We start from the raw sequence: 21,691 nt of genomic DNA, 5'->3' as shown, positions 1-21,691 counted from the left end.
CGCCGCGACGGGCCACAATGGCCGCGTCCCAGCCGGTGCCGCCATGCCCACGCCATTGCCGAAGCCGCATTCGCCCTCCTGCGACCGCAACCGCGATCCGATCCTGGCGGTGTTGCGGCCGCACCTCGCCGAGCGGCGCCGCGTGCTCGAGATCGGCAGCGGCACTGGCCAGCACGCGGTGTATTTCGCGCAGGCGATGCCGTGGCTGACCTGGCAGTGCTCCGACGTGGCCGACCACCTGCCCGGCATCGGCCAGTGGCTGGACGGGGCGGCACTGCCGAACACGCCTGCCCCGATCGCGCTCGACGTCCGCGGCACGTGGCCCGGTTCGCGCTTCGATGCGGTGTTCAGTGCCAACACGCTGCACATCATGGGCTGGCCCGAGGTGGAGACCCTCTTCGCGCGCCTGCCCGACGTGCTGGAAACCGAAGCGACGCTCGCCGTCTACGGGCCCTTCAACTACGGCGGGGCCTACACCAGCGAGAGCAACCGCGAGTTCGATGCCTGGCTCAAGGCACGCGATCCGGCCAGCGCGATCCGCGACTTCGAGGCGGTGGACGCACTGGCGCGCGGCATCGGCCTGCGCCTGGTCGATGACGTGGAGATGCCCGCCAACAACCGCACGCTGGTGTGGCGACGGGACCGCGCCACCACATAGGGCGGGTCTTGACCCGCCGTTCGACCGCGACCGATCCGCACGGTGGCGGGTCAAGACCCGCCCTATCGGTGGTAGAGCGGTGACGGTCCCGCGCCCGCCGGGGGGCAGACCACTCTCGGCGCCAACAAAAAGCCCCGCTTTCGCGGGGCTTTTTCATCCGTGCGTGACGGCTCGCCTCAAGCCACCTTCACGATCCGCAGCGGGTTGCGCCATTCCTTCAGCAGTTCGGCCTCGCGCGCCTTGGCCTTGTGCAGGTGGTCTTCCTTGACGTGCCCGTAGCCGCGGATGTGTTCCGGAATGGACGCGATCTCGGCCGCCAGGTCGACATTGCCGCGGTCCAGCGTGCCCAGCAGGCCGTCGACCGTGGCGAAGTAGTCGACGATCAGCTGGCGCTCCATCCGGCGCTCCTCGGTCTTGCCGAAGATGTCCAGCGCGGTCCCGCGGAAACGGCGCGCCTTGGCCAGCCACTTGAACGCTGTGAACACCCACGGGCCGAATTCCTGCTTGATCAGGCGGCCCTGTGCGTCCTTCTTGGCCAGCAGCGGCGGGGCGAGGTGGAACTTGAGCTTGTAGTCGCCATCGAACTGCTGCTCCAGCTTCCGGCGGAAATCGCCGCTGGTGTACAGGCGCGCCACTTCGTACTCGTCCTTGTAGGCCATCAGCTTGAAGGCGTAGCGGGCCACGGCTTCGGTGAGGTCGGTGCTGCCCGGCGCGCGCGATTCCTCGGCCGCCCGCACCTTCGCCACGAACTCGCTGTAACGGCGCGCGTAGGCGCTGTCCTGGTAGTCGGTGAGGAAGGCGACGCGACGGGTGATCAGCTCGTCCAGCGAACGCGACAGGCGCGCGTCGTCGAGCGGCAGGAACGCGACATTGTCGTCGCCGTGCGCCGGGATGTGGCGCAGGTCGTCGCCATCGCGGGTCTGCAGGGGCGCGGCGTTGGCGCCCCATTCGTTGCCTTCCCAGGCGCCGGCCTTGAGCATCGGCAACTCATGGGGGGTGGCTTCGGCCGTGGTCGGCGCGTTGCGGATCAGGCCGGCGGCCTCGGCGACGGCCGTCGGGTCGATCGCGGCCAGGCGGCCCCACGCGAACGCGGTCTTGTTCATCTCGACCGCGGCGCCGTTGAGTTCGATCGCGCGCATCAGCGAATCGAACGAGATCGGCACCAGTGCCTGCTGCCAGGCGTAGCCCAGGATGAACAGGTTGGTCGCGATCGCGTCGCCCATCAGCGCGGTGGCGAGTTGGGTGGCATCGACCAGGTGCAGCTTTTCCGCGGCCTGGGCCGGCTCGCCCAGCGCCTTGCTGATCGCGGACACGATGTCGGTCGCCGGGAACTGCATGTCCGGGCGCGTGGTGAAGGTGCCCGGCATCGCCTCGTAGCTGTTGAGCACGACGCTGGTGCGGCCGGTGCGGACCTTCGACAGCACCCAGTAGTCGTTGACCACGACCATGTCGCAGCCCAGCACCAGGTCGGCCTCGCCCGCGGCGATGCGCACGGCGTGGATGTCGGCCGGGTTGGCCGCGATGCGGATGTGGGTGGTGACCGCGCCGCCCTTCTGCGCCAGGCCGGTCTGGTCGAGCACGGTCGAGCCCTTGCCTTCCAGGTGGCCGGCCATGCCCAGCAGGGCGCCGATGGTGACCACGCCGGTACCGCCCACGCCGGTCAGCAGGATGTTCCAGGGCTGTTCGAGCGACGGCAGCGTCGGCAGCGGCAGGTCGGCGAGGCGGTCCTTGGCCGAGGAGGCCTTCTTCTTCCGCAGGCCGCCGCCTTCGACGGTGACGAAGCTGGGGCAGAAGCCGTTGACGCAGCTGTAGTCCTTGTTGCAGTTGGACTGGTCGATCTCGCGCTTGCGGCCGAACTCGGTCTCCTTCGGCAGCACCGACACGCAGAACGACTTCTTGCCGCAGTCGCCGCAGCCTTCGCAGACCAGCGAGTTGACCATCACCCGCTTCTGCGGGTCGACCATCTTGCCGCGCTTGCGGCGGCGGCGCTTCTCGGTGGCGCAGGTCTGGTCGTAGATCAGGACCGAAGTGCCCTTCACCTCGCGCAGGCGCTTCTGCACCGCGTCCAGTTCCTTGCGGTCATGGAACTCGACCCCGGCGGGGAACAACTCGCGGCCTGGCTTGTCCCAGCCGGTCCACTTGGCGATGTCGTCGGACACCACCACGATCGTGCCCACGCCCTCGCTGCGCACCTGGTGCGCGATCTGCGGCACCGACAGCGTGCCGTCGACGGGCTGGCCGCCGGTCATGGCCACCGCGTCGTTGTAGAGGATCTTGTAGGTGATGTTGACGCCGGCGGCGATCGACTGGCGGATCGCCAGCGAACCGCTGTGGAAATAGGTGCCGTCGCCCAGGTTCTGGAACACGTGTGGGGTTTCGGTAAAGGCCGCCTGGCCCGCCCACGTGACGCCTTCGCCGCCCATGTGGGTGAAGGTGTCGGTGTTGCGGTCCATCCAGGTGACCATGTAGTGGCAGCCGATGCCACCCAGGGCGCGCGAACCTTCCGGCACCACGGTCGAGGTGTTGTGCGGGCAGCCCGAGCAGTAGTGCGGCACGCGCGGGAACTGCGCGCGCGGCAGCGCGAGTTCGGATTCCTTCTCCGCCATCCAGCGCAGCACGTTCTCGATGTGCTCGGTGTTGTGGAACTTCTGGATGCGCCGGGCGATGACGCCGGCGATGCGTGCCGGGGTGAGTTCGCCGGTCGACGGCAGGATCCATTCGCCGCTCTCGTCGTACTTGCCGACGATCGACGGGCGCTGCCCATCGGTCCAGTTGTACATGGACTCCTTCATCTGGCTTTCGATGAAGGCGTGCTTTTCCTCGACGACGACGATGTCCTGCAGCCCGCGCGCGAAGCTGCGCAGGCCGACCGGTTCCAGCGGCCAGGTCATGCCGACCTTGTAGACGCGGATGCCCAGGTCGGCGCAGGCGCGCACGTCCAGGCCCAGGTATTCCAGCGCCTGCAGCACGTCCAGGTAGGACTTGCCGGTGGTGATGATGCCCAGGCGCGCGTTCGGCGAATCGATGACCAGGCGGTCGATGCGGTTGGCGCGGGCGAAGGCCTGCGCGGCCTTGACCGCGTACTGGTGCAGGCGCATTTCCTGGTTCAGCGGCGGGTCCGGCCAGCGGATGTTGAGGCCGCCTTCGGGCATCTCGAAATCGGTCGGGATGACGATGTCGAGTGCGAGCGGATTGACGTCGACCGAGACCGAGGATTCCACCGTCTCGGCGATCGTCTTGAAGCCGACCCAGCGGCCGGTGTAGCGCGACATCGCCCAGCCCACCAGGCCCATGTCGAGGATGTCCTGCACGCCGGCCGGGTTGAGCACCGGCATCATGGCGCTGACGAACTCATGCTCGGAGCCGTGCGGCAGCGTGGAGCTGCGGCAGTTGTGGTCGTCGGCCGCGAGCGCGAGCACGCCGCCGAACCGGCCGGTGCCGGCCGCGTTGGCGTGCTTGAACACGTCGCCGCAACGGTCCACGCCGGGGCCCTTGCCGTACCACATGCCGTACACGCCATCGACCTTCGCGCCCGGGAACAGGTTGGTCTGCTGCGTGCCCCAGACCATCGTCGCGCCCAGGTCCTCGTTCAGGCCCGGGGTGAACTTCACGCCCGAGGCTTCCAGGTGCTTGCGCGCGCGCCACAGTTCCAGGTCGAAGCCGCCCAGCGGCGAGCCGCGGTAGCCGGAGATGAAGCCGCCGGTGTTCAGGCCGGCGGCCTGGTCGCGCAGGCGCTGCATGAGCGGCAGGCGTACCAGCGCCTGCACGCCGCTCAGGTAGATGCGGCCCTCCACCCGGCTGTACTTGTGCTCCAGCGTGTAGTCCGGATCGACCACGGAATTGGTGAGCGACGTGTTCGCCGAGGAGGGCGAGCTGAGTTCTGCAGTGCTGGTCATGGGGGCGTGGCTCTGGCGCGCGGAGGTGGGGGCCGCGGGGGCTGCGGAACGCCCGGCGTGATGCGCCACGGCGCGGGCCGCGGACGAAAACACCGAGCAAAGACTCGGAATTATAGCAGTCCGCCTCCGTGCGGCCGGACGCCCCCCGAGGGCCGCAGGGCCCGGGTCAGGGGCCCATCCGTCGGCGTGGGGCGCCCCCGCTGGCTGAAGCCGACAGGCTCGGGCGGCCGGTCTCCACCGGACCCTCCCGCTGGCTGCGGGGCGGGGCTACAGTGGGGCCGGGCCGGAACCGGGCCGGGGGCGCCGCCATGTGGCGCGGACATCAATGCCTGTGGGGAAGTGACGGATGTCGCTGGCCGGACTGAGCGTGATGGTGGTCGAGGACCATGGCTTCCAGCGCCGGATGGCGCTGCGCCTGCTGACCGAGATGGGCATCGGCGTGCTGTCGGAGGCTTCCGACGGCCACAGCGCGCTGCAACTGCTGGGCTCCTCGTTGCAGACTCCCGATGTCCTGGTGATCGATCTGGACATGCCCGGCATGGACGGCATCGAGTTCATCGGCCATGTCGCCCAGCGCCGCCTGGCCCGCGCCGTGGTGGTGGCCAGCGCGCTCGATCCGGCGCTGCTCAACACCGTGCAGACGATGGCGCGGGCCTACGGCCTGCGCGTGCTGGGCAGCGTCGAGAAACCCCTGACCCGCGACAAGCTCACGGCGGTGCTGACCGGCTACGACGACGCGCTGCACGCCCGCGACGTCGACGAAGTGGTCGAAGTCAGCCTGCCGGCGATCCGCGAAGCGCTGGAGCGCGACCAGATCACGCCCTGGTTCCAGCCGCAGGTCGATTTCGCCAACGGCAAGCCGGTCGCGGTCGAGGCGCTGGCGCGCTGGGTCCGCCCCGACGGCAACGTCGTGCTGCCGCTGAATTTCATTCCGCTGATCGAAAGCGAAGGCCTGGTCGGCGCGCTGACCGACCACATGCTCACCCAGGCCTGCCGCTGGAAGCGCCGCTGGGAACTGCAGGGCCTGTGGCTGAAGGTCGCGATCAACGTCTCCCCGCAGATCCTCTCCGATGAGACCGCCGCCGACCGCTACCAGCGCATCGCCCACGAGCAGGGCGTGGATCCGCGCGACGTCATCCTGTGGAGATCACCGAGAGCTCGGTGATGGCCGACGCCGCGCGCGGCCTGGGCGTGCTGGCCCGGCTGCGGCTGAAGGGCTTCGGCCTGTCGATCGACGACTTCGGCACCGGCTATTCGTCGCTGGCGCAGCTCTCGCACATCCCGTTCACCGAACTCAAGATCGACCAGGGTTTCGTCGCCGGGGTGGCCACGCATCCACGCAAGCGCGCGGTCATCGAAGCCAGCCTCGATCTCGCCCGCAAGCTGGGCCTGGACGTGGTGGCCGAGGGCGTCGAGTCGGTCGAAGCCTGGCAGGTGCTGGCGGAACTGGGCTGCGGCATGGCCCAGGGCTATCTGATCTCCAAGCCGGTGCCGGGCGAGGAACTGGCCGCCGCCCTGGCCCGCTGGCGCCGGCCGTAAGCGGGACATGCTGCGCGCGCTGACCGCCCGCCTGGGTATCCGCCAGCAGCTGTGGGCGCTGTTCGGCCTGTTCCTGCTCACCGGCGCAACGGTGCTGCTGCTGGACGAATTCGCCCAGTACCGCGCGCGTGAATCGCTGCTGGCGCTGCGCGGGCAATCGCTGCTGGCCGTGCGCGAGATCAAGAACGTGTCCGACGCCTACGGCCTGGATGTCATCGGCGTCACCTTCCGCACGCGCAATTACCTGATCGGCTGGGAGGAAGGCGTCACCGCCCTGGACAAGGCGCGCGAGGAGATCGACCAGGGCTGGGCCACGCTCGCGCGCCTGCCGCGCACGGACATCGAGCAGACGCATTTCGAAGCGGCCGCGCACGAGCGCGGGCCCGCCGACGCGGCGATGACCCAGCTGCGCGCGATCCTGGTCAAGAAGGACATCCGCGCCCTTGGGCCGGTTCGCCGACACCCGGCTGTTCCCGGCCATCGACCCGGTGACCGCCCGCCTGCAACTGTTGTCCAACCTGGCCACCGCCCGCGCCGATGCGGTGGTGGAAACCAACCTGCGCGACAACCGCCGGGTCAGCGCGCTGCGCACCGGGCTGTCGCTGGGCGCCCTGCTGCTGGCGGCGCTGATCGGCCGGCGGGTGTTGCGACGTGCCTATCGCGGCGTGGAGAGCCTCACCTTCCTGGCGCGGCGCATGCGCCAGCACGACTACACCGCCCAGCCGGGTTACGTGCCCAGCGGCGGGGAACTGGGCACGGTGATGGACGCATTCCTGGAAATGCGCCAGGACGTGCTGGGCTTCGAGACCGAACTGACCCAGCAGCTGGCGCGCAACGAGCACACGCGCGCGGAACTGGAACGGCGCGAGTCGTTCCAGCGCTCGCTGCTGGATGCCGCGCAGGTGGCGATCATCGCGATGGACGGGCAGGGCCGCTGGACCGTGTTCAATTCCTTCGCCGAACGCCTGCTGGGCTGGCGCGCGGACGAAGTGGTCGGGCGCGTGCCGCGCCATTCCAGCACCGTCGCCCTGCCGGACGACGCGCCGCTGATGATCCCGCGCGAGAGTGCGCAGAAACTGGTCGACGAGGTCAGCCAGCGCCTGGGCCGGCCAGTGCATCACGACTGGACCGGCATGTACGAGCTGGCCGAACTCAACCAGCCGCCGGCCGAATCCCGCCTGCTGCACAAGGACGGGCGCGAAGTGCCGGTGCTGCTGGCGCTGGCCGCGCTGCACGACGACGACGGCCGGCGTACCGGCCTGATCGCCGTGGCCACCGACCTCACCGAGCGCGAGCAGCTGGAGGCCGAGCTGCGCGAGAGCGAAGCGCGCGCGCAGGCCGCCAGCCACGCGAAATCCTCGTTCCTGGCGGCGATGAGCCACGAGATCCGCACACCGATGATCGGCGTGACCGGCATGCTCGAGGTACTGGCCCATTCCAGGCTCGACACCGACCAGCGCCACGCCATCAACGTGATCCAGCAGTCCTCGCAGTCGCTGCTGCAGATCATCGGGGACATCCTGGATTTCTCGAAGATCGAGGCCGGGCGCCTGGAGATCAGCCCGAGCGTGGTCAGCCTCGAGGCGGTGGTGCGCAGCACGGTGGCCAACTACACCGGCGCGGCGTCCAGCAAGGGTCTGAACCTGACCTGCCAGGTGGACGACCGCGTCAGCCTCGCCCACCGCGCCGACGCGCTGCGCCTGCGCCAGATCCTGGGCAACTTCCTCTCCAACGCGATCAAGTTCACCGCCGCCGGCCACGTCGAAGTCGCGCTGGAATGGACCGGCGAGAGCGCGCCGGCGCCAGGCGCCCCGCTGGGCGGCGACCTGCTCAGCTTCCGTGTCAGCGACACCGGCATCGGCGTGGATGCCCAGGCGCAACAGCGCCTGTTCCAGCCCTTCTCGCAGGCCCACCAGGACACCACCCGCGAATACGGCGGCACCGGACTGGGCCTGGCGATCTGCACCCGCCTGGCCGAGCTGATGGGCGGCATGGTGACGATGGCCAGCGCCCCCGGCGCCGGCACGACGATGCGCCTCAACCTGACGCTGCCGCGCGCGCCACAGGACGAGCTGGCGACGCAGGCGGTCGCATCGACCCGCGCCGCGGAGTTCCGGCCGCGGCCGTTGCCCGATCCCGCCCAGGCCGAACGCGAGGGCAGCCTGGTGCTGCTGGCCGACGATCATCCGACCAACCGGATGGTCATCGCCCGCCAGCTGGCGCTGGCCGGATACGCGAGCGAGGCGGCCGCCGACGGCGTGCAGGCGCTGGAACAGTGGCGCAGCGGGCGCTTCGCCCTGGTGCTCAGCGACGTGCACATGCCGGAGATGGACGGCTACGCGCTGGCCGGCGCGATCCGTGCCGAGGAACGCGCACGCGCTCTGCCACGCACGCCGGTGGTCGCGCTGACCGCCTCCGCGCTCAAGGGCGAGGCCGAACGCTGCCTTGCCGCCGGGATGGACGATTACCTCGCCAAGCCGGTCTCGGTGCCGGTGCTGGCCGCCTGCCTGCGGCGCTGGCTGCCGCATACCGCGTCGGACGCGGGCGAAGGTGCGATGGATGGCCCGCTGACGGACACCGCGACGACCGGCGGCCTGCCGCAACTCGACCTGCCGCAGGTGCTCGACCCGGCAGCCCTGGCCGAATTCGGCGATGACCCGCGGGCCCAGGCCGCGGTGCTGCGCGATTTCATGGACACCACCACGCAGGACCTGCACGCACTGGCACACGCGCGCGACCACGTTGATACCGCGGGTCTCGCGCGCGAGGCGCACAAGCTCAAGGGCGCCGCCCGCCTGGTGGGCGCAGGCGAGGTGGCGCAGGCGGCCAGCGAACTGGAAGCCGCCGCCCCGCAGGCCGACTGGTCGGCGCTGCTGCCGCTGGTGACGCAGGTGGAAACGGCGGTGCAGCGACTAAGCCTGTTCGTCGCCTCGCGTTATCCTGCGTGACCCGCGGCGACGCCACGACAAAGACGATCGCGATGACCCAGGCAGGACGCCGAGGTACTTCCCTGCGGGTGGTCCTACTCGCACTGTTGGTGGCGCTCCTCGCCGCCCTGCGTTTCGGGCCGGGGAGTCAAGGCGCGGCAACGCGTGGCGTTGATCCTCGTGGCGCCGCGCCGCGGGCCGTCGATGCGGCCAGGTCGCGAGCACCGACCGCAGCATCACTGGCCCGCATCGGAACTCCTGCCGCCATCGCGCAGAACGACCAGCCCACACCCGCACAGCGGCGTTGCCAGGGCAGCCCTGGATGACGTGCTGACCCGGCGCCTGCATTCAAGCCAGTTGCGTAACGACCCGCGCCATGCGGCCGGCGCCGTGCTGATCGGCGAGCACCTGTCGTGGATGCCGGCAGTTTCAACGGGCGTCCAACCGCGGCCCGTCAACACGCGTCAGCTGGCGCAGGCCCTCGCACGTTCCCCGGATGACGTGCCGCTCGCCTGGCTCTACGCCTATCACTGCCACGCGCCCGACTGCGCCAGCCAGCAGGCCTGGGCGCATGTCCTGGCGCGGGAGCCGGACAATCTGGCGGCCTGGATGCTCATGCCCTACGACAAGGCACAGCCACCCGACGAGGAAGGCCTGGAGGCCTGGCTCGCGCAGTCAGCGCGCGCGACCTATGTCGACGGGCATTTCGGTGACTTTGCACGGGCGATGGCGGAAGCGATCGGCCCCCTGCCGGCACTGCCGGTCTGCAAGGAGGTCGTGGCGCAGATGGAAACCCAGGCCGGGCGCGCACCCCGGATGCAAGACCTGGCAACCATGACTGCCCATGGCCAGTCGATGGCCTACCTGCCCACGCTGCGGCGCCTGTTCGACGCATGCCCACGAGACAAGCCGCTCACGCACCGCCGGCTTTCCCGGTGCCAGCAGGTCATGCGAATCCTGGCCGCCAGCAACGACATGATCTACGCCTCCATGGGCACCGGTTGGCTCGAGCAACGCGCACTGACCGCGGCCGAGCGCGCACGCTGGGCCGAGCACATGCGCAACCTGCGATGGGCGATGGATTCCGGTGCAAGGAACCTGCGCCCGGAGCATCTGCCCCTGGTGTGGGAGCAGGGCGAACTGGCGGTGGTGATCGCCATTCTCGAAGACCGGGGCCAATGGCCCGCGCCGCCAGGCTGGAAGCCGACCGAAAGGTACTGACCAGTGCCCCTGACCGTGCGCGCCATCGCGTGCCCGGCTCCCCCTTCCCGCCCGCATCGGCACGACGCCGGCATGGCCGCGGCGCTAGGATTCCCATGGCCTCTACCGGGAACGTCCGAATGCGCACACTCCTGCTCACGCTGGCCCTCACCACACCCTTCGCGGCCCAGGCCGCCGACCGCGTCACCGGCCAGCCCTTCGCCACCCGCAGCGAGGTCTACGCCCCGCATGCGATGGCGGCGACCTCGCACCCGCTGGCCACGCAGATCGCGCTGGACGTCATGAAGAGCGGCGGCAGCGCGGTCGACGCCGCGATCGCGGCCAATGCCGCGCTGGGCCTGATGGAGCCCACCGGCAACGGCGTGGGCGGTGACCTGTTCGCGATCGTGTGGGATCCCAGGTCGAAGAAGCTGCTCGGCTACAACGGCTCGGGCCGTTCGCCCAAGTCGCTGACGCTGGCCGAGTTCCAGCGCCGCGGCCTGACCGACATCCCGCCGCACGGCCCGCTGCCGGTGACGGTGCCGGGCACGGTGGATGCCTGGTTCGCCCTGCACGAGCGCTTTGGCCGCAAGTCCATGGGCGAGAACCTGGCACCGGCGATCGCTTACGCGCGCGAGGGCCATCCGGTGCACGAGGTGATCAGCTACTACTGGAACCGCAGCGTGCCGGTGCTCTCCAAGTGGCCGGGCTACTCGGAGCAGTTCACGGTCGATGGCGGCGCCGGCCAGCGACGCGGCCCGCGCACCGGCGAGATGTGGAAGAACCCCAACCTGGCCAACACGCTGACGAAAATCGCGCAGGGCGGCCGCGACGCGTTCTACAAGGGCGAGATCGCGCGCACCATCGACGCCTATTTCAAGGCCAACGGCGGGTTCCTGTCCTACGAGGACCTGGCTGCGCACACCGGCCAGTGGGTCGAGCCGGTGAGCACCAACTACCGCGGCTACGACGTCTGGGAACTGCCGCCCAATGGCCAGGGCATCGCGGCGCTGCAGATCCTCAACCTGCTCGAACCCTACGACCTGAAGCGCTACGGCTTCGGCAGCCCCGAGCACGTGCACCTGTTCACCGAGGCCAAGAAGATCGCCTTCGCCGACCGCGCCGCGTCCTACGCCGATCCGGACTTCTACCGCGCCCCCACCGCCAGGCTCATCTCGAAGGAGTACGCGCGCGAGCGCGGCAAGCTGATGTCGATGGACAAGGCGGCCAGCGCGGTGGAGCCGGGCGTGATCCCCGAGCTCAACGAAGGCGACACCATCTACATGACCGTCGCCGACGCGGACGGGATGATGGTCTCGCTGATCCAGTCCAACTACCGCGGCATGGGCAGCGGCATGGCGCCGCCCGGCCTGGGCTTCATCTTCCAGGACCGCGGCGAGCAGTTCGTGCTCAAGCCCGGGCACCCGAACTCGTTCGCCCCCGGCAAGCGTCCGTTCCACACCATCATCCCCGCGTTCGTGACCCGCGACGGCAAGCCGTGGCTGAGCTTCGGCGTCATGGGCGGCGCGATGCAGCCGCAGGGCCACGCCCAGATCGTGATGAACCTGGTCGACTTCGGCATGAACCTGCAGGAAGCCGGCGACGCGCCGCGCATCCAGCACGACGGCTCGACCGAACCGGCCGGACAGGGCACCGCGATGAGCGACAGCGGCGAACTCGACCTGGAAAGCGGCTTTTCCTACGAGACCGTGCGCGCGCTGATGCGCAAAGGCCACAGCGTGCGCTTCGCCGACGGCCCCTACGGCGGCTACCAGGCGATCATGGTCAACCCGAATGGCGGCTACATCGGTGCGAGCGAATCGCGCAAGGATGGCCAGGCCGCGGGCTACTAGAGTTCCCGGATGACGCGGACCGACTCGCCCCGGCCCGCCGGCAGGCGCCTGTTCCGGGCGGTATGGCCGCAAGGCGCCGACTGAGCCATGGCCGTCGACGCCTTCGCCCTCATCCTGGCGATGCTCGCGCTGGGCTACGCCTTCCAGCGCCTGCGCGTGCTGCCGGACCACGCCGCGCAGACCCTCAACCTGGTCGTGCTGTACGTCTGCCTGCCCGCGGCGGTGCTGCGGTATGCGCCGCGGCTGGAGCTGGAGCCGGCCCTGCTGGGCATCGTCGCGGTGCCGTGGCTGCTGCTGGGCGCCACGCTGGTGCTGGTGCCGCTGCTCGCGCGCCTGCTGCGGCTGCGCGACGAGGAACGCGCGGTGCTGCTGCTCACCGTGGCGCTGGGCAATACCAGCTTCCTGGGGTACCCGCTCACGCGCGCGCTGGTCGGCGAGCACGCGCTGCCGTACGCGGTGGTGTACGACCAGTTCGGCGCATTCCTGATCCTGTCGACGTTCGGCCTGTGGGTGCTGGCGCGCTACGGCGGCGACGCCCGGCCGACACCCCGGCAGATGCTGATGCGGGTGCTGAAGTTTCCGCCCCTGTGGGCGCTGCTGCTGGGTTTCACCGTCATGCCCGCCGATCCGCCGGGCTGGATCGACGGCGGCCTGCAGCGGCTGGCCGAAGCGCTGCTGCCGCTGGCGATGCTGGCGATCGGCCTGTCGGTGCGCCTGACGCTGCCGCGTGAGGAACTGGTGCCGCTGGCGGCCGGGCTGGGCCTGAAGCTGGCGGTCATGCCCGCGCTGGCGGTGCTGCTGGTGTCCTGGCTCGGGTTGGCCGGCGACGTGGCGCGGACCACCGTGCTGGAGTCGGCGATGCCGCCGATGGTGACCGCCGGGGCGCTGGCGATCGCCCACCGGCTGGCACCGCGGCTGGCCGCCGCCATGGTCGGCTACGGGCTGCTACTGTCCCTGTTGAGCCTGCCCCTGTGGGCGCGGTGGTCCGCCTGAAATCCGCAGACCCCGTCCGGCCCGTTCGCGCGTTCGCCCATTCCCACCGCCGGAGAACGTCCCATGGCCAGCCCCATCAGATTCGCGACCGCCGCCATTGCCATCGGCGCCCTGCTGGCGCCCGCCGCGCAGGCCAGTGAGGTCGAGATGACCTACGCCAGGCGGCCAGCCAGGACGAGGCGAAACTCGACGGCGAGCAGGTCGCCGACCTGGCCCAGGCCCAGGCCGATTTCATGAAGCGCGCCATCCGCAAGTGCACCGCGCGCACGCCGCGCAGCGCGCTGACCCCGGTCGGCCTGGTGATGGAACTGGACGCCACCGGCCGCGTCGTGCGCACCTGGCTGGACACCGACACGGCCGTGGCCACCTGCCTGGGCGAGGCGGTCAAGACGGCCGTGTTCTACGCGCCGCCGAAGGCGCCGTTCCTGACCTCGATGGACATGAGCTGGTCCCGCTGAGGCATCCTTCCGCGGTCGCTACCCCCGCGACCGCGGGCGGCGCCTGGCGGCGCATTCCTGCGCGCCGTCTGCGCGCCATACGCAGTGTCGACAAGGCGTGAATGCTGCCATCACGCGCGCGCGGCTAGCTTCCTTTGATTTTCAGTGGGCAGCTGCGTACGTGGCTTTGGGGGGATCGTGACTATCGAAACAAAGCGGCGGGCCAAGCCCCCGCGCCAGCAGGAAGACGCCAACGACCCGTTGCTCGCCCTGCTGACGGCAATGCAGGGCGTGCGGGCGGGCGATTTTTCCGTCTCGCTGCCGGTCCACTGGTCCGGCGTGGAGGGCAAGCTGGCTGAAGCGTTCAACGCGCTGGTGGCCTCCAACCGCCGCCTGGCCGAAGACCTGCAGCGGGTGGGCGTCAAGGTCGGCCGCGAAGGCCAGACCCGCCAGCGCCTGACCCCCGCCAACCGCCAGGGCGCGTGGGCGGGCATGGAGCGTTCGGTCAACGACCTGATCGACGACCTGATCCGTCCCGTGGAGACGATGACCGAGGCGATGGCCGGCGTGGCCAAGGGCGACCTGACCCGCACCGTGCCACTGGAAGCCGACGGGCGTCCCCTGCAGGGCGAGTTCCTGCGCTCGGCGACGATCGTGAACCGCATGATCGACCAGATGGGCGAGTTCTCCTCCGAGGTCACCCGCGTCGCGCTGGAGGTCGGCACGGCCGGCAAGCTGGGCGGCCAGGCCAAGGTCAAGGGCGTGTCGGGCGTGTGGAAGGACCTGACCGACTCGGTCAACCAGATGGCCTCCAACCTCACCGCGCAGGTGCGCAACATCTCGGAAGTGACCATCGCCGTGGCCAACGGCGACCTTTCGCGCAAGATTACCGTGGACGTGCGCGGCGAGATCCTGCAGCTGAAGGAAGCCATCAACACGATGGTGGACCAGCTGCGCGGCTTCGCCTCGGAAGTGACCCGCGTGGCCCGCGAGGTGGGCACCGAAGGGCGGCTGGGCGGCCAGGCGATCGTGCCCGGCGTGGCCGGTACCTGGAAGGACCTGACCGACTCGGTCAACGCGATGGCCTCCAACCTCACCAGCCAGGTGCGCAACATCGCCGAGGTGACCACGGCGGTGGCGCGCGGCGACCTGTCGCGCAAGATCACCGTGGACGTGCGCGGCGAGATCCTGGAACTCAAGAACACCATCAACACGATGGTCGACCAGCTCAACGGCTTCGCGGCGGAAGTCACGCGCGTGGCACGCGAGGTGGGTACCGAAGGCAAGCTCGGCGGCGAGGCGCAGGTGCCCGACGTCGCCGGCACGTGGAAGGACCTGACCGACCACGTCAACTCGATGGCGTCCAACCTCACCAGCCAGGTGCGCAACATCGCCGAGGTGACCACGGCGGTGGCCAAGGGCGACCTGTCGCGCAAGATCACCGTGGACGTGCGCGGCGAGATCCTCGAACTCAAGGACACCATCAACACGATGGTGGACCAGCTCAACGGCTTCGCGGCGGAAGTGACCCGCGTGGCGCGCGAGGTCGGCACCGAAGGGCGCCTGGGCGGCCAGGCCGTGGTGCCCGGCATCGCCGGTACCTGGAAGGACCTGACCGACTCGGTCAACGCGATGGCGTCCAACCTCACCAGCCAGGTGCGCAACATCGCCGAGGTGACCACGGCCGTGGCGCGCGGCGACCTGTCGCGCAAGATCACCGTGGACGTCCGTGGCGAGATCCTGGAGCTGAAGAACACCATCAACACGATGGTCGACCAGCTCAACGGCTTCGCGGCGGAGGTGACGCGTGTGGCGCGCGAGGTGGGCACCGAGGGCAAGCTGGGCGGCCAGGCCGCCGTGCCGGGCGTGGCCGGCACCTGGAAGGACCTCACCGACAACGTCAACTCGATGGCGTCCAACCTGACCGCGCAGGTGCGCAACATCGCCGAGGTGACCACGGCGGTGGCCAAGGGCGACCTGTCGCGCAAGATCGCGGTGGACGTCAAGGGCGAGATCCTGCAGCTGAAGGAAACCATCAACACGATGGTCGACCAGCTCAACGGCTTCGCGGCGGAAGTCACCCGCGTGGCGCGCGAGGTCGGCACCGAGGGCAAGCTGGGCGGCCAGGCGCAGGTGCCCGGCGTGGCCGGTACGTGGAAGGACCTGACCGACAACGTCAACTCGATGGCGTCCAACCTCACCACCCAGGTGCGCAACATCGCCGAGGTGGCCACCGCGGTGGCCAAGGGCGACCTGTCGCGCAAGATCGCCGTCGGCGCCGAGGGCGAGATCCTGCAGCTCAAGGACACCCTCAACACGATGGTGGACCAGCTCAACGGCTTCGCGGCGGAAGTGACCCGCGTGGCGCGCGAGGTGGGCACCGAGGGCAAGCTGGGCGGCCAGGCGCGCGTGCCCGGCGTGGCCGGCACCTGGAAGGACCTGACCGACTCGGTCAACCAGATGGCCTCCAACCTCACCACCCAGGTGCGCGGCATCGCCAAGGTGGTGACCGCGGTGGCCAACGGCGACCTGCACCAGAAGCTGACCGTGGAGGCCAAGGGCGAAATCGCCGAACTGGCCGACACCATCAACGCGATGACCAACACGCTGGCGATCTTCGCCGACCAGGTGACCACCGTGGCCCGCGAGGTGGGCGTGGAAGGCCGGCTGGGTGGCCAGGCCAACGTGCCGGGCACCGCCGGCATCTGGAAGGACCTCACCGCCAACGTGAACCAGCTGGCGGCGAACCTGACCAACCAGGTGCGCGCGATCGCCGAGGTGGCCACCTCGGTGACCCAGGGCGACCTGACGCGCAGCATCACGGTGAACGTGCGCGGCGAGGTGGCCGACCTCAAGGACAACATCAACGCGATGATCGGCACCCTGCGTGCCACCACCGAGTCCAACCGCGAGCAGGACTGGCTCAAGACCAACCTGGCCAAGTTCAGCGGCATGATGCAGGGCCAGCGCGACCTGATCACGCTAGGCCACATGCTGCTGTCGGAACTGGCGCCGCTGGTGAACGCCCAGCAGGGCGTGATCTACGTGGTGGAGACCAGCGAGGTGGGCGGACGCCCGCTGCTGCGGCAGCTGGCCGGCTACGCCGATTCGCGCGAGGTGGACGACGAGCGCACGCTGCAGTTCGGCGAGGGCCTGATCGGCCAGTGCGCCGCGCAGGGCCGCATCATCCTGCTCGACCAGGTCGTGCCCGGCTCGGTGCAGATCTCCTCGGGCCTGTTCAATGCCGTGCCGCGCAACGTGATCGTGCTGCCGGTGCTGTTCGAGGACCAGGTCAAGGCGGTGATCGAACTGGCCTCGCTGGGTGAGTTCACGCCCAGCCAGCGCGCCTTCCTGGAACAGCTGTCGCGCTCCATCGGCCTGGTGCTCAACACCATCGAGGCCTCGATGCGCACCGAACGCCTGCTGTCGCAGTCGCAGCAGCTGGCGGCCGAGCTGACCTCGCAGCAGAAGGAGCTGCAGCAGACCAACGAGGAGATCGCGCTCAAGGCGACCCTGCTGGCCGAGCAGAACAGCGAGGTGGAACGCAAGAACCTGCAGATCGAGCACGCGCGCCGCGCGCTGGAGGAAAAGGCCGCGGAGCTGGCGCTCACCTCGCGCTACAAGTCCGAGTTCCTGGCCAACATGTCGCACGAGCTGCGCACGCCGCTCAACTCGATCCTGATCCTGGGCCAGCAGCTGGCCGAGAACCCCGACGCCAACCTCAGCGGCCGCCAGGTCGAGTTCGCCAAGACCATCCACGCCGCCGGCACCGACCTGCTGCACCTGATCAGCGACATCCTGGACCTGTCCAAGATCGAGTCGGGCACGGTCACCGTCGACAGCGAGGAGATCTCCTTCGAGCACCTGCGCGAGAACATGCTGCGCGGCTTCCACCACGAGGCCGAGCGTCGCGCGCTGGACTTCGTGGTCGACATCAACCCCGGCCTGGGCGAGGCGCTCACCACCGACCCCAAGCGCCTGCAGCAGATCCTCAAGAACCTGCTGTCCAACGCGCTCAAGTTCACCGACCAGGGCGCGGTGCGCCTGAAGATGGGGCTGGCGCACGACGGCTGGACGCCGGGCCACACCATCCTGGACGAGTCGCCCAACGTGGTGTTCTTCGAGGTCAGCGACACGGGCATCGGCATCTCCCCGGAGAAGCAGAAGATCGTGTTCGAGGCCTTCCAGCAGGCCGATGCGGGCACCTCGCGCAAGTACGGCGGCACCGGCCTGGGGCTGGCCATCAGCCGCGAGATCGCGGGCCTGCTCGGCGGCGAACTCAAGCTGCACAGCAGCGTCGGCAAGGGCAGCGTCTTCACCCTGTACCTGCCGCTGCGCTACACCGGTCCGGACAGCGCCCACGCCGCGCGCGCGGCCAGCGTGCCGGCGGCCGTCGCGGCCCTGTCGCCGGAGCGCCAGGCCCCGGTGCCGGAGCAGATCGAGGACGATCGCGACCTGGTGGTGCCCGGCGATCCGATCATGCTGGTGATCGAGGACGACCCGCGCTACGCGGCCGTGCTGCGCGACCTGGCCCGCTCGCGCGGTTTCCGCGTGCTGGTGGCCAACCGCGGCAGCGACGCGCTGCGGCTGGTGCGCGAGTTCAAGCCCACGGCCATCTCGCTGGACATCTTCCTGCCCGACATGCTCGGCTGGACGGTGCTGGCGCGGCTCAAGCAGGACTCCGCCACCCGCCACATCCCGGTGCAGATCATCACCGTCGAGGAAGAGCGCCACCAGAGCATCGAGCGCGGCGCCTTCGCCTACCTGGCCAAGCCGGCCAGCAGCGAATCGATCAGCGAGGCGCTGCAGCGCATCAAGGACTACACCGTGCCGCGGGTGAAGCGCCTGCTCGTCATCGAGGACGACGCCCGCGAACGCATGAGCATCGAGGAACTGATCCGCCACGACGACGTCGCGATCGACACCGTCGCCTCCGGCGCCGAGGCGCTGCAGCTGCTGCGCGAGGGCGCGTACGACTGCGCGGTGCTCGACCTGCGCCTGCCCGACATGAGCGGCTTCGACCTGCTCGAGCAGGTCAAGGACGACCCGCGCCTGCAGTCGGTGCCGATCGTGGTGTTCACCGGCAAGGAGCTGACCGCCGAGGAGAACCAGCGCCTGAAGAAAGCCGCGCGCAGCGTGGTGATCAAGGGCGTCGAATCGCCGGAGCGGCTGCTCGACGAGACCGCGCTGTTCCTGCACCGCGTGATCGCCGACCTGCCGCCGGCCAAGCAGAAGATGGTCCAGCGCCTGCATGAGTCCGACGACGCGATCAAGGCCAAGCGCGTGCTGGTGGTGGACGATGACGTGCGCAACATCTTCGCCCTGTCCAGCGTGCTCGAGCGCCACGGCATGGACGTGGTCACCGCCGGCACCGGCCAGGAGGCGATCGAGAAGGTCGCCTCCGACCCGGCCATCGACCTGGTGCTCATGGACATCATGATGCCGGGCATGGATGGCTACGACACGATGCGCGCGATCCGCGAGCAGCCCGATTCGCGTTCCCTGCCGATCGTGGCGCTCACCGCCAAGGCGATGAAGGGCGACCGCGAGAAATGCCTGGAGGCCGGCGCCTCCGACTATCTCGCCAAGCCCGTCGTCACCGACCAACTGCTGGGAATGCTGCGCCAATGGCTGCATCGCTGATGCCGAACAGTACCCGCGACCCCGAGCCGACGCCGCCAGGCGTCGGCGATGCGCCGGTCAACGTACTGCTGGTCGACGACCAGCCGGGCCGGCTGCTGACCTATCGCGCCATCCTGGAGCCGCTGGGCGAACGCCTCGTGGACGCCTCCTCGGGCACGGAGGCGCTCAAGCGGCTGATGGAGGACGAGTTTGCGGTCATCCTGCTCGACGTCAACATGCCGGGCATGGACGGTTTCGAGACGGCGAGCCTGATCCACCAGCACCCGCGGTTCGAGAAGACCCCGATCATCTTCGTGACCGCCGTCAACGTCACCGACATGGACCGCCTGCGCGGCTACAAGCTCGGCGCCGTCGACTACGTGCTGGTGCCGGTGATCCCCGAGATCCTGCGCAGCAAGGTCGAAGTGCTGTCCGAACTGTTCCGCAAGCGGCGCGAGCTGCAGCACGTGAACGCCGAACTGGCCGCGTACAACCAGTCGCTGGTGGCCGAGCGTTCGCGCGAGCTGGAGCAGTTCAACGAGTCGCTGCGCCAGGCCAACACCGAGCTGGCCGCGCGAAACGCCGAACTGCGGGTGGAAGTCGCCCAGCGCGCCAAGGCCGAACAGCGCCTGCGCGACGCCGACGCACGCAAGGATGAATTCCTGGCCACCCTGGCGCACGAACTGCGCAACCCGCTGGCGCCGCTGCAGAACGCACTGGCGATCCGGCGGCTGGCGCAGGAAGGCGGCGTGGATGGCCTGCAGGAACTGATGGAGCGCCAGCTCGCGCTGCTGGTGCGCATGCTCGACGACCTGCTCGACGTCGCCCGCGTGACGCGCGGCAAGATGCTGCTGCGCCGCTGCGTGGTGCTGCTGGACGAAGTGGTGCGCAACGCGATCGACACCGCGCAGCCCCTGTTGAGCCAGTTCGGCCACGAGCTGAGCGTGCACCTGCCCGAACAGCCGGTGACGCTCTACGCCGACCCCGCGCGCCTGGCGCAGGTGTTCGCCAACCTGCTCAACAACGCGGCCAAGTACTCCGAGCCCGGCAAGCCCATCACCCTGGAAGTGAAGTGGCAGCCCCCCGGCGAGGTCAGCGTGCAGGTCATCGACCAGGGCATCGGCCTGTCGCCGCAAGACGCCCAGACCGTGTTCGATCCGTTCCGCCAGCTCGATACCGCGGTCGATCGCACCCACGGCGGCCTGGGCATCGGGCTCACCCTGGTGCAGCGGCTGGTGTCGTTGCACGGCGGCCGCGTCGCGGTCGCCAGCGGCGGGCCGGGGCAGGGCGCGACCTTCACCGTGGTGCTGCCGTGCGGCGACGGTCTGGTGCTGCCCGAGCCGCCCGCGCCGGACGCCGGCGCCGAGCCGGCGAGCGCACCGGTGCGCGTGCTGGTGGTGGACGACAACCGCGACGCCGCCGACACCCTGGCCACGCTGATCCGCATCCTCGGCCACGACGTCAGCCAGCTCTACGACCCGTACGCCGTCGAGCAGGAAGTGGACCGTTTCGCGCCCGACCTGGTGTTCCTCGACGTCGGCATGCCCGGGCGCAGCGGGTTCGACGTGGCCCGCGCACTACGCGAACGGCCGGGCGGCGACGCCCTGTCGCTGGTGGCGGTGACCGGCTGGGGCCAGCCGGAGGACCGGCGACGCAGCATGGAGGCCGGCTTTGACGAACACCTCGTCAAGCCGCCGGAACTGGACGCCGTGCGCCGCCTGTGCCGACGCCAGGAACCGCTCCCACATCCAAACGACCCGACTTACGAGGAATCGCCGTGAGCCACGCCGACTGGTTCGGGCGTGTCGCCCACGACCTGCGCAATCCGCTGGCGCCGCTGCAGACCGCGGCGTACCTGCTGCGCTGCGGCGACATCGGCGCTGAGGAACAGGCCCGCATGCTGGAGGTGGTCGAGCGCCAGGGCGTCCGCCTGGCGGCGATGATCGATGAACTCGCCGACGGGCTGCGCGCCGAGTACGGCCGCCTGCTGGGACCGATGACCGAGACGGACGTGGGAACGCTGGCCGTGCTGGCCGCCAACGGCAACGACGCCGCGCCGGTGCAGCAGCCCGACGAGAGCGCGCCGCTGCGCATGCGCGCCGACGATTCGCGGCTGATCCAGATGCTGCGCACCCTGCGCGAACTGCGCCTGAGCCCGGACGAGGTCCTGCCCGCGCCGCTGATCGTCGAGCGCCAGGGCGCGACCGTGCGGCTGGAGCGCCACCTGGCGTGCCCGCCCGAACTGCTGGCCCATCCCGCGCGCCTGCTGGAAGCCCCGCTGCCGGCACGGCTGTGCGAGGACGGCCTGGGCCTGCAGCTGCCCATCGCCGCTGCGATCGCCCAGGCCCACGGCGGCCGGCTGGACGTGGCCGAGCAGGACGGGATGCTGGTGCTGACGGCGCAGCTGCCGCTGGAAGCTTGAAGCAGGGCGGGAAGTCGCGGCGAGGGCATCGCGAAGGGGACGGCATGACGGACATGACGAACGTACGTGGTAACCGGCCCGGCGCGCGCCGCACGCACGCGCTTGCCCAGGTGTACCCTGCGGTTTCCGTCCACGGGGAGCGCG

Annotated in this window: 12 protein-coding genes; 11 read left to right on the top strand and 1 reads right to left on the bottom strand. The window is 69.8% G+C overall.

Translation table 11 applies throughout. The features are described from left to right. The first annotated feature begins 43 nt into the window (after positions 1–43). On the top strand, positions 44–658 hold the full coding sequence (locus tag I8J32_RS04210) for a DUF938 domain-containing protein (RefSeq protein WP_200614914.1): 615 nt from the start codon (positions 44–46) through the stop codon (positions 656–658). A 176-nt stretch (positions 659–834) separates the two neighbouring features. On the opposite strand, the gene I8J32_RS04205 is transcribed toward I8J32_RS04210, so the two are convergent. Beyond that, positions 835–4,554, bottom strand: coding sequence for an indolepyruvate ferredoxin oxidoreductase family protein (locus tag I8J32_RS04205; RefSeq protein ID WP_200614916.1), 3,720 nt, complete (start codon positions 4,552–4,554; stop codon positions 835–837). Positions 4,555–4,900: 346 nt separating this feature from the next. Between I8J32_RS04205 and I8J32_RS17785 the strand changes: the two genes are divergently transcribed. From I8J32_RS17785 to I8J32_RS04155, 10 genes are all read left to right on the top strand, one after another. Next, positions 4,901–5,719, top strand: a complete 819-nt coding sequence (locus tag I8J32_RS17785) for an EAL domain-containing protein (RefSeq protein WP_207526775.1) — start codon at positions 4,901–4,903, stop codon at positions 5,717–5,719. Next, a complete protein-coding gene (locus I8J32_RS17780) occupies positions 5,719–6,093 on the top strand; it encodes an EAL domain-containing protein (RefSeq protein ID WP_207526774.1) in 375 nt (124 codons plus the stop codon). The genes I8J32_RS17785 and I8J32_RS17780 overlap by 1 nt, the downstream gene beginning before the upstream one ends. Before the next feature lie 443 nt (positions 6,094–6,536). After that, positions 6,537–9,041, top strand: a complete 2,505-nt coding sequence (locus I8J32_RS04190; RefSeq protein WP_207526773.1) for an ATP-binding protein — start codon at positions 6,537–6,539, stop codon at positions 9,039–9,041. A gap of 159 nt (positions 9,042–9,200) precedes the next feature. Beyond that, positions 9,201–10,241: a hypothetical protein gene (locus I8J32_RS04185; protein ID WP_207526772.1), complete on the top strand. Its 1,041-nt coding sequence runs from the start codon at positions 9,201–9,203 to the stop codon at positions 10,239–10,241. 119 nt (positions 10,242–10,360) lie between these two features. Beyond that, on the top strand, positions 10,361–12,073 hold the full coding sequence (gene ggt / locus I8J32_RS04180) for a gamma-glutamyltransferase (RefSeq protein WP_200614923.1): 1,713 nt from the start codon (positions 10,361–10,363) through the stop codon (positions 12,071–12,073). A gap of 87 nt (positions 12,074–12,160) precedes the next feature. Further along, positions 12,161–13,066, top strand: coding sequence for an AEC family transporter (locus I8J32_RS04175; protein WP_200614925.1), 906 nt, complete (start codon positions 12,161–12,163; stop codon positions 13,064–13,066). Positions 13,067–13,299: 233 nt separating this feature from the next. Beyond that, the gene (locus I8J32_RS04170) at positions 13,300–13,524 is read left to right on the top strand and encodes a hypothetical protein (RefSeq protein ID WP_200614926.1); all 225 of its coding nucleotides are present in this window, start codon (positions 13,300–13,302) and stop codon (positions 13,522–13,524) included. Positions 13,525–13,701: 177 nt separating this feature from the next. After that, positions 13,702–19,146 carry a HAMP domain-containing protein gene (locus I8J32_RS04165; protein WP_207526771.1) on the top strand — a complete coding sequence of 1,815 codons (5,445 nt, stop codon included), beginning with the start codon at positions 13,702–13,704 and terminating at the stop codon, positions 19,144–19,146. Continuing rightward, a complete protein-coding gene (locus tag I8J32_RS04160; RefSeq protein ID WP_200614930.1) occupies positions 19,146–20,906 on the top strand; it encodes a response regulator in 1,761 nt (586 codons plus the stop codon). Before I8J32_RS04165 ends, I8J32_RS04160 begins: the two co-directional genes overlap by 1 nt. Further along, entirely contained in the window at positions 20,903–21,547 is a 645-nt protein-coding gene (locus I8J32_RS04155) for a sensor histidine kinase (protein ID WP_200614931.1), read from the top strand. Before I8J32_RS04160 ends, I8J32_RS04155 begins: the two co-directional genes overlap by 4 nt. Positions 21,548–21,691: the final 144 nt, after the last annotated feature.

Origin of the sequence: Lysobacter solisilvae, assembly GCF_016613535.2 — a bacterium.
Taxonomy (GTDB): domain Bacteria; phylum Pseudomonadota; class Gammaproteobacteria; order Xanthomonadales; family Xanthomonadaceae; genus Agrilutibacter; species Agrilutibacter solisilvae.
The sequence above is the reverse complement of the archived record's forward strand: the minus strand, read 5'-3'. Positions and strand labels throughout refer to the sequence as shown.

Coding starts and splice junctions, on each gene's coding strand:
- I8J32_RS04210 (WP_200614914.1), top strand. CDS start 44: ATGCCCACGCCATTGCCGAAGCCGCATTCGCCCTCCTGCGACCGCAAC.
- I8J32_RS04205 (WP_200614916.1), bottom strand. CDS start 4,554: ATGACCAGCACTGCAGAACTCAGCTCGCCCTCCTCGGCGAACACGTCG.
- I8J32_RS17785 (WP_207526775.1), top strand. CDS start 4,901: ATGTCGCTGGCCGGACTGAGCGTGATGGTGGTCGAGGACCATGGCTTC.
- I8J32_RS17780 (WP_207526774.1), top strand. CDS start 5,719: ATGGCCGACGCCGCGCGCGGCCTGGGCGTGCTGGCCCGGCTGCGGCTG.
- ggt (WP_200614923.1), top strand. CDS start 10,361: ATGCGCACACTCCTGCTCACGCTGGCCCTCACCACACCCTTCGCGGCC.
- I8J32_RS04175 (WP_200614925.1), top strand. CDS start 12,161: ATGGCCGTCGACGCCTTCGCCCTCATCCTGGCGATGCTCGCGCTGGGC.
- I8J32_RS04170 (WP_200614926.1), top strand. CDS start 13,300: ATGAAGCGCGCCATCCGCAAGTGCACCGCGCGCACGCCGCGCAGCGCG.
- I8J32_RS04160 (WP_200614930.1), top strand. CDS start 19,146: ATGCCGAACAGTACCCGCGACCCCGAGCCGACGCCGCCAGGCGTCGGC.